The following is a 16,162-nucleotide window of genomic DNA, read 5'->3' as shown; positions in this document are numbered from 1 at the left end:
TTGGAGGATTAAGAAATGACTATGCGAATTAATGGTTTCTCAGGATTTGATGTGGAGGGAACAGTCACGAAGTTGATGACCGCCAAGCGGGCTCCCTTAGATAAGTTAAATCAGCAGAAGACGTACCTTTCCTGGCAGCGTGACAGCTACCGTGAAATAAACAGTAAGTTGTTTGACTTTAAACAAAATAAATTGACCGATACGTTTAATAAGTCGATTGCGTTAACTACCCGGAAGGCAACGGTTACAGGAAATACGGATGCAATTAGGGCCGAAGCGACTGGGGATGCAACGAGTGTTCCTATGAAGGTTAAAGTTACCCAGTTGGCAACCAAAGCTACCATACAGCCTGAGGGCCAGATGGTAGTAGACTCGAGTGTTACTCCACCGAAAACCGCAACACTCCAGACTACACTTGATGGACTATCTGAATATAAGAACGTAGGTACTCCGCCAAGTGATGGTAGTGCTGAAATTCTGAAATTAACAATAAACGGTAAAGAGTTGAAGTTCTCTAGTACAGACACCATTTCATCTGTGATTGGTACTATTAACAGCTCTGCAGCAGGGGTCATTGCCTCTTTTGACGAAGTAACCGGGCAATTTTCACTCGCTGCTAAGGATTATGGCACCTCTAAAATTGTTCTATCAGATAGTTCAACAAAATCTGCAATGTCAAAACTTTTAAATCTAAGCACGGATTCTTCTTCCGTTAATAATAAGCCGTCCAAAGGATCAATTATTGAAGTTACTTCTCTAAATCCGGATGGTTCTGAGTCAGCATCAAGTACATTCACGGCTAAGGATAATTCAATTGTCGTTAATGGGATTTCATTGACATTGTTGAAGCAATCAGATGCAACCAATCCCTCTACTATCACAAGTACAGTTGACCCGACTAAGGCAGTAGACACGCTAAAATCCTTTATTCAAACCTATAACGACTTACTGTACTCCTTGAACACTAAGGTTGGTGAGGCTAAATACCGGGATTTCCCACCGTTAACGGATGAGCAAAAAAAATCTATGAAAGATAATGACATAACTAATTGGGAAGCTAAAGCCAAAAGTGGTCTGCTCAAAAATGATGATATTCTAAAATCCACCATCAATTCTATGCGTTCAATTATTAGCAATAACATGAAGCAGTTGTCCGAACTGGGAATCACTACTGGGGAATATTTTGAGGGAGGAAAGCTCTATCTAAATGAGGAGAAGCTAAAGACTGCACTTATGAATAATCCCCAACAAGCGACCCAGTTGTTCCAAGGTAGTTCTGATACGAAGGATGGCATATTCAGTAATTTAGCTACTGTAATGACTAATTCGATGCAGAAATTGTCAGATCGGGCGGGTACGAATAAGTATAGTGGGGATTTAAGTAGTGTTTTCAAGAGTGAGAGTGTGATGGGCAAGCAGTTGAAAAATTACGACTCCCAAATTAAAGAACTAACGACTCGCTTAAATGATGCTGAAACCCGTTATTATAAACAGTTTTCAGCTATGGAAACGGCTATTAATAGACTTCAATCGCAGTCGTCTAGTCTCTTCGGAAGTGCACAATAATATTATCTTAGTAAAGGGTGAGATCACTTGATTACATCTCCTTATGAAAAATACCGTCAGTCATCCGTTCAAACGTCCACCCCTAGTCAACTTTTGCTAATGCTCTATGATGGAGCGATCCGGTTCGTCCGCTCAGGAATTGACGGTATACAGAAACAGGATTTGGAAAAGGCAAATCTAAATCTGGGGAAGGGACAGAGTATTGTAAATGAGCTCTTATCTACCCTGGACAGAACCTATGAGGTCTCCGAAGGGCTTGCTTCCCTGTATGAATACATTAATCATCTCCTGATTGAGGCGAATATTAAGAAGCAGACGGAGCCTGCCCAGGAGGCACTCGGGTATCTGACGGATCTGAGAGAAACTTTCGCACAGGCGGCTAAGATGGTAGCTGCAGGCCAAAGTCAGGAAATCGTGCATGGATAATTTGATCTCTTCTCTTGAATCACTTACTGAGTCAGTAACTAGCCGTCTTCAGGAAATCACGTACGAAGAATTGGAGCTTTTCATAGAGCAGCGTCAACAGATTATTGATGAAATCAACGTGCAGAAAATTCAGCAGTCCTATACGCAAGAACAGTTCGAGCGTTTGAATCGGATTGTACAGAACGATACCCATATCCTAGCCCGTATGTCAACGTTGAAAACTGAGGCCTCTAATTGGCTCCAGCAGCGTGAACAAGCCAAGGTCCGTCGCAATGCCTATGAAGCCGCATATTCTCCGGACAGTTTGTTAATGGACCGGAGAGAGTAGGACGAGTTGCTGGTCAATGTCCAGTTTTAGAAGTTGTTAAAGGATAGTTGTACTAGGGTTACAAGATTCTGTAGAAATGTTAGTGTTCATCTCTGTTCATGTAATCCCACTCACGAGCCCCGCCTAGCGGAGCTCGTTTTTTGTCGAATTTACATGTGTGAAAATTTGATGAAATCAGACAAAATAATACATTTTATTTACAGAAAAACCTTTTCATTTCCAATTGACAACTCCAAAGCTTGGATGGTATATTCACAAATGTGAGCTGGTCTCACTTTCATTTGACGAAGAAGGGAATGTTAGTGCATGCAAGGTAAAGTTAAATGGTTTAACGCAGAGAAGGGTTACGGTTTCATCGAAACTGAAGACGGAGGCGACGTGTTCGTTCACTTCTCCGCTATCCAATCCGAAGGCTTCAAGACTCTTGAAGAAGGACAATCCGTTGAATTCGATATCGTCGAAGGCGCACGCGGACCTCAAGCCGCTAACGTAGTCAAGCTATAATCATCCCGGCTCAAGCCGACCTATATATCTGGTACGATGGTTAACAATTTGAATTCGCTAGCAACAGACTCTGGAAATTTCCAGGGTCTTTTTTTGGCCTTCCCGAATGTTCCAAAGAATGTCACAAAGCCAGCATTTTTTGCCCAGTTAACATTTTAACTTGGGCTTTACATATGGTATAATGTAGAGGCAAAGGAGGAGTGCCCTATGAATTATAGTATTCGAGGACAACAGATTGAAGTGACTGACGCTTTGAATGATTATGTTGACAAGAAGCTCAGCCGGCTAGAGAAGTACTTTGATGCACCTCCCACCTCAGAAGGACATGTTACCTTAAATGTCATAAGAGGATTGCACACGGTGGAAGTTACGATTCCACTAACCGGTGTTGTGCTCCGGGCCGAAGATAAGAGTGATGACATGTACGCATCGATTGATGCGGTGGTGGATAAGCTCGAACGCCAGATTCGCAAGCACAAGACCAAGATCAACCGCAAGTTTCGTCAGGAAGGCAGCTTGAAGACGCTGTTTGTTGAAGAGCCTGTCGATGGACCATTGCTGGCTGATGATGAAGAGAACGAGTTGTCTGATGACGATCTCGAAGTCGTCCGTACGAAGCGGTTTACATTTAAGCCGATGGACGTCGAGGAGGCCATCCTCCAGATGAATATGGTTGGGCATGATTTCTTCGTATTCTCCAATGTGGATACCCGTGAAGTTAACGTCGTCTACAAGCGTAATGACGGCAAGTACGGGCTTATTGAACAGACTTGAATTTATTTTTCTACACCGATACTTAAGAGACCGAGCCTCATCCGCCTCGCGGGTAAGGCTCTTTATTCATATTATTGGAGGATTTTGCCGCGGTGGGAAGGCGATCCCTTTAGTTGCGGCATCCCTTACAAACTGTTACAATTTAGGCAAATCATCTGTTTTTGCGTGAAAGGGGAAAACCATGCTAGGACTAGTGAAAAAGATCTTTGGCGACACGAATGAACGTGATGTCAAACGTCTTATGAAGACGGTCGACTTAATTAATACATTGGAACCTAAATTTGTGGAGCTCTCGGATGAGCAGCTTCAACATAAAACGGTAGAATTCAGAGAGAGATTAGAGAAGGGTGAAGATATTGATGATCTTCTGCCAGAAGCCTTCGCTACCGTACGTGAAGCCTCCAAGCGCGTTCTTGGCAAACGCCATTATGACGTGCAGTTGGTCGGGGGTATGGCTCTGCATGAAGGCCGTATTGCGGAAATGAAAACCGGAGAAGGGAAAACATTGGTCGGAACCCTGCCGGTTTATTTAAATGCGCTGCTTGGCAAAGGCGTGCATGTAGTTACCGTCAATGATTATCTCGCTCAGCGCGACAGCGCGGAAATGGGCCAAATCTATAATTTCCTGGGCATGACGGTAGGGGTTAACCTGAACGGCATGGAGCATGAAGAGAAACAGGCCGCATATGCCTGTGATATTACGTACGGAACGAACAATGAATTCGGTTTCGACTATTTGCGTGATAATATGGTCTTGTACAAAGAGCAGATGGTTCAACGTCCGCTCTATTTCTGCATTATTGATGAGGTTGACTCCATTCTGATCGACGAAGCCCGTACACCGCTCATCATTTCGGGACAAGCCCAGAAATCGACAGAGCTGTATTATGCGGCTGACCGCTTTGTGAAGCGCCTTGAGGCAGAAGAGGATTACAACGTCGATATCAAGGTGAAGGCGGTATCTCTGACGGAGAAGGGTGTAGCCAAAGCCGAGAAAGCTTTTGGTATCGACAACCTGTATGATCATGCTCATGTTACTCTTAACCACCATATCGTGCAGGCGCTTAAAGCCAATACGATCATGCGTCGTGATGTGGACTATGTAGTGACTGAAGATGAAGTTGTCATCGTTGATGAATTCACGGGCCGTCTGATGGCTGGACGCCGTTACAGCGACGGACTTCATCAGGCAATTGAAGCGAAGGAAGGCATTGAGGTTCAGAACGAGAGCATGACTCTGGCTACGATTACCTTCCAGAACTATTTCCGGATGTACCGCAAGCTTGGCGGGATGACGGGTACGGCAAAGACAGAGGAAGAGGAGTTCAAGAAGATTTATGGTCTTGAGGTTCTTCAAGTTCCGACAAACCGTCCGAACCGTCGGGTGGACCAACCGGATGTAGTGTATAAGAGTGAAGCCGGCAAGTTCAAGGCGGTTGTCGAAGAGATCGTGAAGCGCCATCAGACCAAACAGCCGGTCCTTGTAGGTACGGTGTCGATCGAGAACTCCGAGCTCCTGCATGAAATGCTGAAGCGCAAAGGCGTGCCGCACAAAGTGCTTAACGCCAAATTCCATGCCGAGGAAGCCGAGATTATCTCTCGTGCGGGCGAGCCGGGATCGGTAACGATTGCGACAAACATGGCTGGACGCGGTACAGATATTATTCTCGGTGAGGGCGTATCCGAAATCGGAGGCCTGCACATTATCGGGACCGAGCGCCATGAGTCCCGCCGGATTGATAACCAGCTTCGCGGCCGTGCCGGACGTCAGGGTGACCCGGGCTCAACCCAGTTCTACCTGTCCTTGGGTGATGAGCTAATGAAGCGGTTCGGTGCGGACAACGTGCTGGCCATGATGGACCGCCTTGGCTTTGACGAGGATTCACCGATCGAGAGCAAGATGATTACGCGTGCGATTGAGTCCGCTCAGAAGCGGGTAGAGGGCAACAACTTTGACGTGCGTAAAGTCGTACTCCAATATGATGACGTGATGAACCAGCAGCGTGAGATTATTTACAAGCAGCGCCGGGAAATTCTCGAATCCGAGAATATCAAGGACATTGTGCTTGAGATGATCAAGCCTGTAATTGAACGTATCGTAATGGCACACTGCAGCGATGATATCCCAGAGAACTGGGAGCTGGAGGAAGTGGCCGAATACATCAACAGCAAGCTGCTGGATGAAGGTCAACTGACGAAGGATGAGCTGTGGGGCAAGGAAGCGGAAGAAATTATCGAATACATTTTCGACAAAGTGGTTGAGAAGTACAACACCCGTGAAGAGCATATCGGTACGGAAATGATCCGTGAGTTCGAGAAGGTTATCGTGCTTCGTGCGGTAGACAGCAAGTGGATGGACCACATCGATGCGATGGATCAGCTTCGCCAAGGTATTCACCTGCGTGCTTACGGCGGTACAGATCCGCTTCGTGAGTACCAGTTCGAAGGCTTTGAAATGTTTAATGAGATGACCGCGAGTATCCAAGAGGAAGTCGCGACATATATTATGAAGGCACAAATCGAAACGAACCAGGAGCGTACGACTGTTGTGGACGAGAATCAAATCTCCACCAACGGCGAACCGGCTGAGAAGCGTCCCGTACATCGCGGCGAGCAAATTGGACGCAATGACGACTGCCCATGCGGCAGCGGCAAGAAGTATAAGCACTGCCACGGACAGAACGACTAAGTTACGGCGGTTTGTATATAGGCTGAACGAAGGGTAGAACGGGCAAGGAGAAGCAGGAGGCCTGTACATCATGGGCACAATGCGTGGTCGGGCATGCCTGGATGGCTGTCGATCCTATAGATCTGGAGAAGCGAACGGGGTCGCCTTTATGATGGGACCTCTTCCTTCGTTCCTGCGGTATTTTTGAAGTTCCAGAGCAGCAGCGATCGCAGGGGCTCTTTAGGCACTTGCCCTCCGTATCCATTTCATAAGTTCAGTCTGTATAACAAGTAGAAGAGGTGACGAATTAGCATGATCGATCCAAATGTGAAGCAGGATCTGCGTGAAATTGCAAAGAAATTAACCAACCTTAGGGGGTCTCTTTGACTTAGATCTGAAGCAGGAGATGATTGCGAACTTTGAGGAGAAAATGGCCGCACCCGACTTCTGGGATGATAACGAGGCCGCTCAAAAAGTTATCGCAGACCTGAATGCGATCAAATCTTCGGTTGACCAATACGAGAAGCTTCAGTCAGAGCACGATGATATCGTACTCATGATTGAACTGGCGGAAGAGGAGAATGACGAGTCCCTTCTTGCCGAAGCGGCTGGTTCTGTGGAATCTTTATTGAAGCGGCTTGAAGAGTTTGAGCTGCAGCTTCTGCTGAGTGAGCCTTATGACAAGCTTAACGCTATTTTGGAGCTTCATCCGGGTGCAGGCGGCACCGAGTCACAGGATTGGGGGCAAATGCTGCTGCGGATGTACACCCGCTGGGCCGAGAAGCGTGGCTTCAAGGTTGAAGTTATGGACTACCTTCCGGGGGATGAGGCCGGGATCAAGAGCGTGACGCTGCTGATCAAGGGATACAACGCCTATGGATATCTCAAGGCCGAGAAGGGGGTTCACCGGCTGGTCCGGATTTCCCCGTTCGACTCGTCAGGTCGGCGGCACACCTCTTTCGTATCCTGTGACGTTGTACCGGAGATTACGGAGGATGTTGATGTGGAGATCCGCACCGAGGATCTGAAGATTGACACCTATCGTGCCAGCGGTGCGGGGGGACAGCACATTAACACCACCGACTCTGCTGTCCGGATTACGCACATCCCGACGGGTGTGGTAGTCACGTGCCAGAATGAGCGCTCCCAGATCAAGAACCGGGAGAAGGCCATGACCATGCTTCGTTCCAAGCTGTATGAGCGCAAGCTGGAGGAACAGCAGAAGCAGCTCGATGAAATCCGCGGTGAGCAGTCTGATATTGCCTGGGGCAGCCAGATCCGCTCTTACGTATTCCATCCGTACAGCATGGTGAAGGATCATCGGACCTCCGTGGAGACCGGGAATACCGGAGCAGTCATGGATGGTGATCTGGACCCGTTCATTGACGGGTACCTGCGCAGTCAGATCAAGACGGAGGCTGAATAATTGTTCATATCGAATAGGAACACAATTCAATTGATAAAATTCATTTTTCCTGCACAAGCCTACTTGTGCGGGAATTTTTTTGCCTATTAATGCTTTGATGTAATGAAGGAGAGTGGAAAAATGCCCCCTAAAGGCCGTAAACGCAGAAGTTATGATTTAATTCCCACCGGTGGTCCTGTCCGCCATTTAATTGATACCGCAATGATTGTGGTGGGATCGCTGATCACCGCATTAGCTTTTAATATGTTCCTGCTTCCCAGTCATATCGCTTCAGGAGGCGTCTCGGGTCTTTCTGTTGTGGTCAACTCCTTGTTTGGGATTGAGCCTGCTTATGTGCAGTGGGCCTTGAACATCCCCTTGTTCTTTGCCGGATGGTTCCTGCTTGGCCGGAATTACGCTGCTCGTTCACTGCTTGGCACCATTCTCATGCCTTTATTCGTGTATTTGACGGATGGGTTAGCCGCACCTACCCATGATCCGCTTCTTTCCTCCCTATATGGGGGAATCGGAGTTGGTCTTGGGCTTGGTATTGTGTTCCGGGGCCGGGGCTCAACGGGCGGATTCTCTACCCTGGCTCAGATCATCCAGAAGTTCAGCGGACTAAGCTTAGCTACGTGTGTTGTCATGCTGGATGGAACCGTGATTACTGTTGCTGGCTTTGTCCTTTCTCCGGAAAAGGCTCTGTATGCGCTGATCGGTCTCTATATCACCGGGAAGATTATCGATGCGGTGGAGCTCGGCTTCAACTATACCAAGGTCGCTTATATCATCGCGGAGAAAACTGAGGAAATATCCGAGGCTGTGCTGAATCATCTGGACCGCGGACTGACCAAGCTGAATGCGAGAGGCGGTTACACCGGAGATGACCGGACTGTGCTCATGGTGGTCGTTGGACAGAGCGAAGTGACCCGGCTGAAGACTCTCGTTCAGCAGCTGGAGCCGACGGCATTTGTGATTATTTCGAATGCTCATGAGGTTCTGGGGGAAGGGTTTAAACGACAAGAGGAATGAGTTGATCAGAAAAACAAGAAAAATGTCGAAATTAGGCGAAATAGGCATCCCCAATTTGTCGAACACCAATTATAATGAGGGTATGGCAAGAGTAACCAACCAAGCCATATGAGAGGTGGTCTTCAGATGACAACAAGAACATCAACGAAACAAATTGCGGCCGTGCTTATGTCGCTCTCGCTTTCCCTTGGAGGCGGGCTGCTCGCTGCTGAACAAGCATGGGCAGCGGACAGCAGCACTCCTGCAGCCGAGACTCAGAATCAGACCCAGACTCAGGATTCTGCTAAGCTGCAGACGAACCCGCTGACTGGCTTGGCTAGTATCGAGAAGCGGCTTCTGTCGTATTTGAAGCTGGACGCAGCCGCACTCCAAGAGAAGCTGAAGACCCAGACGCTGGCTGAAATTGCAGCGGATCAGGGCATCTCCAAAGAAGATCTGAAGGCTAAGATCATTAGCTGGATCACGGCGGACCAGAACGCGGCCGCTGCCAAAGAGAAGGCAAAGCAGAAGCAATTGGAGAAGCAGAAACAGCTCGAAACTGCAAAAAAAATGAAAAACCTGAACAAGAAAGAGCAGCAAAAGCTGGAGCAAAAGCTAAAGCAAGAGCAGGCTAAAAAGGCCAAGGCTGAACAGCAGAAGGAAAAAGCGCTGAAGCTGGCTGCTGCTGCGACAGCAGATAAGCTGCTTAATGCGCAGCCAACGGCACAGCCTGCGGCAGGTGAGACTTCACCACTGTCGTCCCTCTCCAATCCGGACGCGATGGCGAAGCTGCTGGGGCTAACAACAGTTCAGCTGGAAGAGCAGCTTAAAGGAGGCAAGACGCTTGCCGAGATTGCTGCTGCCCAGAAGGTTGAAGTGCAGGCAGTGATCGATCTTCAACTGACAGATTCACTTAAGGCGCTGGATGCCAAGCTGGCTGCAGGTGAGATTACGCAGGAGCAGTATGATGCTCAGAAAGCGCAGCTCACTGAGCAGGCAACAGATTTGGTGAACGCCAAGCTGCCTTCGGCAGAAGATATGGTTCAAGAAGAGAAGGACGATGCCGGAAAGTTCACGGCTTTGGCGAAATTGTTTGGGATGACAGAGAATGAGCTTCGCACGGAATTGAAATCGGGCAAGAGCCTGAAGGACATTGCTGCTGCTCACAATGTCGACATTCAAAAGGTCATTGATTTGCAGAGCAAGGATCTGATTTCCCTGCTGGACAAGCGTCTGGCCTCGGGTAAACTTACTCAAGATGAATATAACAAGTTGAAGGCAGCTGTCATCGAACTGATCACCAAGCAGGTGACTACAGCTCCCGAGCTTAACAAGAATGCGGACAAGCATGGGACAGAAGCCGGAGAGAAAGCTGAGAATAAGGAAAAGGGACAGGATAAGGAAAAGGAGAAGGACAAGGACAAGGACAATCAAGGCAACAGCCATAACTGGAATTATAATAAGTCAAAAGCGGTAATCGCTAATCCGAAGAAGAAATAAGAACCAAAAAGGCGCCTGAGAGGCGTCTTTTTTGTCGGTTTTTACCTATAAGTTAATGCTGGTTTATTTCATTCAACCCGGTTGGTTAAACCAAATTTAACCTGTATAATATAACTGTTAAATAATTGACCAAAGGGTGATTAAAGATGAAGTTTAACGAGTACCCGTATACAAGACCGGATATCAAGGACATTGAGCAGCAGTTCAAGGGACTGCTTCAGCAGTTCTCGGCCGCCCAAAGCTTTGAAGAGCAGGACCGAGCTTTTGAAGAGATTAACAAGCTGCGAAGTGAGACTGAAACCTTGGTCACTATTGTAAGCGTACGTCATTCTATCGATACGAACGATGAATTCTACAAGGCTGAACAGGACTATATGGATGAAGCCGGTCCTCTCATTCAGGAATTTGTAACCGACTTCTACAAGGCCGTGGTGAATTCTCCCTTCCGCCAGCAGCTTGAGGATAAATGGGGTGCCCAGCTGTTCCGGATTATGGATGTGACCCTTAAGACCTTCAAACCGGAGATTATCCAGGATCTTCAAGCCGAAAATAAACTGGTTACCCAGTACGGCCAGCTGATCGCCTCCGCGAAGATTCCTTTTGAAGGGGAAGAGAGAACTCTATCACAGCTTCGTCCGTTCGAGCTGTCTACAGACCGCAGTCTGAGAAAACGTGCTGCCGAAGCCCGCTATACGTTCTTGGCGGAGCATGAGGAGGAATTGGACCGTATCTACGATGAGCTCGTTAAGATTCGCACGGGGATCGCGAAGAAGCTCGGTTATGAGAACTTCATCCAATTGGCGTATGACCGCCTGACCCGTACGGACTACAACGCGGAGATGGTGGCTAACTTTAGAGACCAGGTGAAGGAATATATTGTGCCTGCGGTTCAGAAGCTGAAGGAGCGGCAGCGTGCCAGAATTCGCGTAGATAAGCTTACGTATTATGATGAGGACTTTAGCTTTGCATCCGGCAATGCCGTTCCGAAGGGAGATCCGGACTGGATTGTCCAGAATGGGGCCAAGATGTATGAGGAGCTTTCTCCGGAGACCCACGAATTCTTCAAGTTCATGCAGGACAACAACCTTATGGATTTGGTCAGCAAAAAAGGAAAACAAAGCGGCGGCTACTGCACCTATTTCAGCAAGTACGAAGCTCCGTTTATTTTTTCAAATTTCAACGGTACATCCGATGATATTGATGTATTAACCCACGAAGTTGGCCACGCCTTCCAGGTGTTCGAGAGCCGGCATTACAAGGTTCCAGAGTACAGCTTCCCGACCCTGGAGGCGTGCGAGATTCACTCCATGAGTATGGAGTTCCTGACCTGGCCTTGGATGGAGTTGTTCTTCCAGGAGGACACGGAGAAATATAAATTTAATCACTTGGCCTCTGGATTAATCTTTATCCCTTATGGAGTGGCCGTGGATGAATTCCAGCACTATGTATATGGCAACCCGGATGCTACACCAGCTGAGCGGAAGCAGGCTTGGCGCGAGATTGAGAAGAAATACCTGCCGCACAAAAATTACGAAGGCAATGCTTATCTGGAGCAGGGCGGCTTCTGGCAGAAGCAGGGGCATATTTATAATTCGCCATTCTATTACATCGATTACACGCTCGCTCAGCTCTGTGCCTTCCAGTTCTGGAAGAGATCAAACGAAGATCGTGAGGCCGCTTGGACCGATTACCTGAAGCTCTGCCGTGAGGGCGGAAGCAAATCGTTCACCGAGCTGGTTAAGGTAGCGGGCCTGATCTCACCATTTGAGACCGGCAGCGTGGCTTCGGTCATTAATGATATCGAGAATTGGCTGAACCAAGTCGAGGATGCCAAACTGTAGGATCAGAGGTTAGGCACACCACACTTTAACCCTGAGGTAATCAGGCAGTTATTTTGAAATTTAACATGGAACTCATTTTGTTTTCTTAATAAAAGGGTCCGCTTGTACTGGTTCATCCGGTACAGGCGGGCTTTTTGTCGTCCGTAACTCCAGATTCAGCTTTGCTAAGGCAGCATTCAGCGGGGTTTCAGTTAAGGTGTGTAGGATAAGCAGGGTAAGGAAATTCAAGCCTAAGAAGCGAAAGGTGGTACTTCAGTGAAAACAAAAAAATCGACAAAAACAATGGCAGCCGGTATTCTCGCACTATCCCTGACTTTAGGAGGAGGGGTTATTGCCGTTCAGCATACCAATGCGGCTTCGGCAGCGAGTACAACCACCCAGCAGAACCATAAGGCAAGATCTGAGCTTAATGACCGTCGTGGAGACTTTGGCCAAATCGAGTCACAGCTGCTAACATATCTAAAGTTGGATGAGACCACGTTTAAGGAAAAAATCAAAACACAGACCCTTGCTGAAATTGCAAGTAGCCAAGGAATCAGCCGTGAGAACCTCAAGGCGAAGCTCGTAGAACTGCTTCAAGCCGAGAAGTCTGAGCACCAGTCATCCCAATTGGCAGGCAAGAGCGGCAAGACATTTGATGCATCTGCTGTGGCGGACAAGCTGCTTGATTCGAAGCTGGGCGAAGGTTTTGGAGGCAAGGGGTTTGGGCGTGGGCCTTTCAAGCAGAGCAAGGATGAGCTTGCCAAGCTGTTTGGTATGACGGCCGATGAACTCAGCACTCAATTGGAGTCAGGTAAGACGCTTGCGGCTATTGCGGGAGAACATAATGTAACGGTTCAAGCCGTCATTGATCTTGAGACCTCGAGCATAGTTAAGGAGCTGGATTCAAGGCTCGATGCGGGTCAAATCACTCAGGCACAGTACGATACTCAGAAAGCCAAAATAACTGAGCGTGTCACCGAACTGGTGAATAACCAGTTCCCTGATAAGGGTGACCATGGTGACCGCGGTGGTCATTTCAAGGATATCGCGGCTTTGCTGGGCGTTACCGAGGAACAGCTGCGCACTGAGCTGCAGTCCGGCACGGGTACTACCCTGGCTTCCGTTGCTGCCGCTCACAACGTGACAGCCCAGCAGGTTATCGATCTGCTGGTAAAAGACCGCACAGCCAAGCTGGATGAGCAGCTGGCTGCAGGCAAGATCACTCAGACGGAATACGACAAGCTTAAAACAAACTTGAGCGACAAAGTGACTAAGGAAGTGAACAACTCGCCTGCCGTATGGGGCAAGGGAGATGGAAAGGGCGAGAATGGCGGAGACTGGGGAGCCAAGAAGGCTCCGGAAGCATCTTCCCAGAAGACAAAGAAATAGGCGGTGTTCCAGGTGAACCACACCGGGTGAACCATCCAGAACCTATAGATAAGGAAAGTAACATCTCCGACTATGCTGTTTGATGATTAGACGCCGTTAGGCGTCTTTTTGCATATACATATAAAATGAACTTTAGAATTAACCGGTTTCAGCGGAGAGGATGAGTGATTCTTCTGAAGAAGCGGAGCGTCCGCCTTTGTCTCCGAAATGCCCCTACCCGCCCGAAAAGGTAACCTTCATAAGTTTATTCTATATAGATAATCTGACCGCTTCTGTAAGTAACGGTTGTATTTATATGAATACGACTGTATAATAATACACATCTTCTAATCGGATATGCATAAACAATATAAACTGGAAATCAGCAGAAAGCGGGGATATAGGTGAGTGGAGAACTAGTAAGAACAGCCATTGTCGGTTCCACCGGATATGGAGGGGTGGAGCTGATTCGTTTTTTATTGGACCATCCCAAGGTGAAAATTACGTCGGTTATCTCGGCTTCCAGCGCAGGGGTGCCAATCACGGACGGGTTCCCGCATTTGACGGATATTCTAGTGCAGGACCTGGACGGTGTGGATGTACAGGAGATCGCCTCCAAGGCGGATGTCGTGTTCACAGCGACACCATCGGGGGTCAGCGCCAAGCTGGTTCCGCAGTTTGTCGAGGCCGGACTCAAGGTCATTGACTTATCCGGAGATTTCAGGCTGAAGGACGGCCAGTCGTATGAACAATGGTATAAGCACGACGCACCGGCAAGCGAGCTGCTCGATCTTGCAGCATACGGTCTGAGCGAGATTTACGGAGACAAGGTGAAAGGACAGCAGCTGATATCCAATCCCGGCTGTTATCCTACAGCTACGCTGCTCGGACTGATTCCTGCCGTGAAGGCAGGCTGGATTGATCCATCCACCATCATTATTGACGCGAAGTCGGGGGTATCGGGAGCAGGCAGAGGCTTGAGCCTGATGACACACTACTCGGAAATTAACGAGAATCTTAAAGCTTACAAAGTCAACAAGCACCAGCATATTCCGGAGATTGAGCAGGTACTTACCGATGTGGCAGGAGAAAAGGTTACGGTTACCTTCACTACCCATCAGGTACCCATGACACGTGGTATTATGAGCACGATGTACGCATCGCTGAACGGATCTCATACCAACGAAGAGCTGGTTGAACTATACAAGCAGTATTATGAAGGAAGGAAATTTATCCGTATTCGTCCAGAAGGCCAGTATCCGGCTACCAAGGAAGTATGCGGATCGAACTATTGTGATATTGGGTTTGTGGTGGACAACCGGACGAACCGGGTGACGATCATTTCCGTCATCGACAATGTGGTGAAGGGGGCTGCCGGGCAGGCGGTCCAGAATTTGAACTTAATGATGGGCTGGGATGAGACGCTTGGGCTGAACTTCACCCCAATATACCCATAGAACGGAGGACATCATGGGAGTTGCAAGCTTGTTTAAGGTGGTAGAGGGCGGTTCGGTCACCGCACCTAAGGGGTTCAAGGCCGGAGGGTTGCATTGTGGCTTGAAAAAAACAACCCGCAATGACCTCGCCGCCATCGTCTGCGAGGTCCCAGCAGTATCAGCCGCGGTGTATACGACAAATGTGTTCCAGGCGGCGCCCATCCGGGTGACCCAGGACAGCCTGGCCCAGAGCTGCATGCTGCGCGCAGCCATTGTGAACAGCGGCAATGCAAATGCCTGCACAGGCAAACAGGGGGAAGCAGATGCCTACACGATGCGGGCAGAGGCGGCCAAGGCGCTTGGCGTGGATGAACAGGATGTGGCTGTCGCCTCGACCGGCGTGATTGGTGAACTGCTCAAGATGGACTGTGTCAGCCGCGGCATTGCGCAGCTTCCGGCTGTATTATCCGCTGAGGAGAATGGGGCGGAGCAGTTCTCGCAAGCGATTCTTACAACGGATCTAGTTAAGAAAGAAGTCTGTGTATCTCTAATCATTGATGACCGTGAAGTGACCATTGCAGGTGCTGCGAAGGGGTCGGGCATGATTCATCCGAACATGGCTACCATGCTTGGATTCGTTACGACAGATGCCAAGATTCACCCGGATGCGCTTCAATCGTTAATCAGGGAGACCACCAATGTGACCTTTAACATGATTACCGTGGACGGGGACACCAGCACGAACGATATGCTGCTGGCTATGGCAAGCGGGCTGGCCGGCAATCAGGAGCTGACAGAGAAACACCCGGATTGGGACAGCTTTGCGGTGGCGTTCCGGCATGTATGCCAGGCTCTGGCCCAGGCGATTGCCCGTGATGGGGAAGGGGCCACCCGGCTGGTTGAGGTTGAAGTGACAGGAGCAGTGAGCGATCTGTCCGCCCGGGTGATTGCGAAGACGATCGTTGGCTCAAGCCTCGTGAAGTCCGCCGTATTCGGGGCGGATGCGAACTGGGGACGGATCATTGCCGCGCTGGGACGTGCGGGTGAACCGGTGAATCCCGAGACGGTGGACATTAAGCTTGGAGACATTGCGGTACTAACTGGCTCGAAGCCTGTGGCCTTTGATGAGGATGAGGCGCTGACTTATCTCAAGGGCGATACGGTCCGAATTATAGTAGACCTTAAGAACGGCGAAGGCACAGCAACCGCATGGGGCTGCGACCTGACCTACGATTATGTCCGCATTAATGCGGCTTATCGGACATAAGGCTTCGGCGACTGGTGGCAACTTAAAAATTACCAATAGGCAAGAGTGTGAAATGATTCTGGAGAAGCGAAGCGTGTGCCTTTGTG

13 protein-coding genes are annotated in these 16,162 nt (G+C 48.9%); all 13 read left to right on the top strand.

What is annotated here, in order from left to right; all coding sequences use genetic code 11:
- The first annotated feature begins 15 nt into the window (after window positions 1-15).
- The 13 genes from fliD to argJ all read left to right on the top strand — a co-directional run bounded on the left by fliD (window position 16) and on the right by argJ (window position 16,076).
- Complete coding sequence (gene fliD, locus BN6628_RS22005) at window positions 16-1,566, top strand: flagellar filament capping protein FliD (protein ID WP_235847682.1); 1,551 nt, start codon at window positions 16-18, stop codon at window positions 1,564-1,566.
- A gap of 27 nt (window positions 1,567-1,593) precedes the next feature.
- Window positions 1,594-1,992: a flagellar export chaperone FliS gene (gene fliS, locus BN6628_RS22000; RefSeq protein WP_068620579.1), complete on the top strand. Its 399-nt coding sequence runs from the start codon at window positions 1,594-1,596 to the stop codon at window positions 1,990-1,992.
- Complete coding sequence (locus BN6628_RS21995) at window positions 1,985-2,320, top strand: flagellar protein FliT (RefSeq protein WP_068620577.1); 336 nt, start codon at window positions 1,985-1,987, stop codon at window positions 2,318-2,320. Before fliS ends, BN6628_RS21995 begins: the two co-directional genes overlap by 8 nt.
- Window positions 2,321-2,626: 306 nt before the next feature.
- Entirely contained in the window at window positions 2,627-2,824 is a 198-nt protein-coding gene (locus BN6628_RS21990) for a cold shock domain-containing protein (protein ID WP_068620574.1), read from the top strand.
- Window positions 2,825-3,031: 207 nt separating this feature from the next.
- Window positions 3,032-3,598 carry a ribosome hibernation-promoting factor, HPF/YfiA family gene (hpf, locus tag BN6628_RS21985; RefSeq protein WP_068620572.1) on the top strand — a complete coding sequence of 189 codons (567 nt, stop codon included), beginning with the start codon at window positions 3,032-3,034 and terminating at the stop codon, window positions 3,596-3,598.
- Between the two features lie 181 nt (window positions 3,599-3,779).
- Window positions 3,780-6,287, top strand: coding sequence for a preprotein translocase subunit SecA (gene secA, locus BN6628_RS21980; RefSeq protein WP_068620570.1), 2,508 nt, complete (start codon window positions 3,780-3,782; stop codon window positions 6,285-6,287).
- Window positions 6,288-6,578: 291 nt separating this feature from the next.
- Window positions 6,579-7,692, top strand: a protein-coding gene (gene prfB / locus BN6628_RS21975) for a peptide chain release factor 2 (RefSeq protein WP_148449305.1) whose coding sequence is annotated in 2 segments (ribosomal slippage) — window positions 6,579-6,650 and window positions 6,652-7,692 — 1,113 coding nt in all. Because the reading frame shifts where the segments join, the coding sequence is not laid out codon by codon here.
- 120 nt (window positions 7,693-7,812) lie between these two features.
- Window positions 7,813-8,703, top strand: a complete 891-nt coding sequence (locus tag BN6628_RS21970; RefSeq protein ID WP_089153572.1) for a YitT family protein — start codon at window positions 7,813-7,815, stop codon at window positions 8,701-8,703.
- A gap of 126 nt (window positions 8,704-8,829) precedes the next feature.
- Window positions 8,830-10,182 (top strand): SHOCT domain-containing protein, encoded by a 1,353-nt coding sequence (locus BN6628_RS21965; protein ID WP_068620564.1) that lies wholly within the window; start codon window positions 8,830-8,832, stop codon window positions 10,180-10,182.
- 146 nt (window positions 10,183-10,328) lie between these two features.
- The gene (locus BN6628_RS21960; RefSeq protein ID WP_068620562.1) at window positions 10,329-12,023 is read left to right on the top strand and encodes a M3 family oligoendopeptidase; all 1,695 of its coding nucleotides are present in this window, start codon (window positions 10,329-10,331) and stop codon (window positions 12,021-12,023) included.
- Window positions 12,024-12,278: 255 nt separating this feature from the next.
- Window positions 12,279-13,394: an SHOCT domain-containing protein gene (locus BN6628_RS21955; protein ID WP_068620555.1), complete on the top strand. Its 1,116-nt coding sequence runs from the start codon at window positions 12,279-12,281 to the stop codon at window positions 13,392-13,394.
- A gap of 383 nt (window positions 13,395-13,777) precedes the next feature.
- Window positions 13,778-14,830 (top strand): N-acetyl-gamma-glutamyl-phosphate reductase, encoded by a 1,053-nt coding sequence (gene argC / locus BN6628_RS21950; RefSeq protein WP_068620554.1) that lies wholly within the window; start codon window positions 13,778-13,780, stop codon window positions 14,828-14,830.
- 13 nt (window positions 14,831-14,843) lie between these two features.
- Entirely contained in the window at window positions 14,844-16,076 is a 1,233-nt protein-coding gene (gene argJ / locus BN6628_RS21945) for a bifunctional ornithine acetyltransferase/N-acetylglutamate synthase (protein ID WP_068620552.1), read from the top strand.
- Window positions 16,077-16,162 lie beyond the last annotated feature (86 nt).

The sequence above is a fragment of the Paenibacillus tuaregi genome (assembly GCF_900086655.1).
Classification (GTDB): domain Bacteria; phylum Bacillota; class Bacilli; order Paenibacillales; family Paenibacillaceae; genus Fontibacillus; species Fontibacillus tuaregi.
The sequence above is the reverse complement of the archived record's forward strand: the minus strand, read 5'-3'. Positions and strand labels throughout refer to the sequence as shown.

Excerpts from the sequence above, each read along its gene's own strand:
- fliD (WP_235847682.1), top strand. The coding sequence starts at position 16 with ATGACTATGCGAATTAATGGTTTCTCAGGATTTGATGTGGAGGGAACA.
- BN6628_RS21995 (WP_068620577.1), top strand. The coding sequence starts at position 1,985 with ATGGATAATTTGATCTCTTCTCTTGAATCACTTACTGAGTCAGTAACT.
- BN6628_RS21990 (WP_068620574.1), top strand. The coding sequence starts at position 2,627 with ATGCAAGGTAAAGTTAAATGGTTTAACGCAGAGAAGGGTTACGGTTTC.
- hpf (WP_068620572.1), top strand. The coding sequence starts at position 3,032 with ATGAATTATAGTATTCGAGGACAACAGATTGAAGTGACTGACGCTTTG.
- secA (WP_068620570.1), top strand. The coding sequence starts at position 3,780 with ATGCTAGGACTAGTGAAAAAGATCTTTGGCGACACGAATGAACGTGAT.
- BN6628_RS21970 (WP_089153572.1), top strand. The coding sequence starts at position 7,813 with ATGCCCCCTAAAGGCCGTAAACGCAGAAGTTATGATTTAATTCCCACC.
- BN6628_RS21965 (WP_068620564.1), top strand. The coding sequence starts at position 8,830 with ATGACAACAAGAACATCAACGAAACAAATTGCGGCCGTGCTTATGTCG.
- BN6628_RS21960 (WP_068620562.1), top strand. The coding sequence starts at position 10,329 with ATGAAGTTTAACGAGTACCCGTATACAAGACCGGATATCAAGGACATT.
- argJ (WP_068620552.1), top strand. The coding sequence starts at position 14,844 with ATGGGAGTTGCAAGCTTGTTTAAGGTGGTAGAGGGCGGTTCGGTCACC.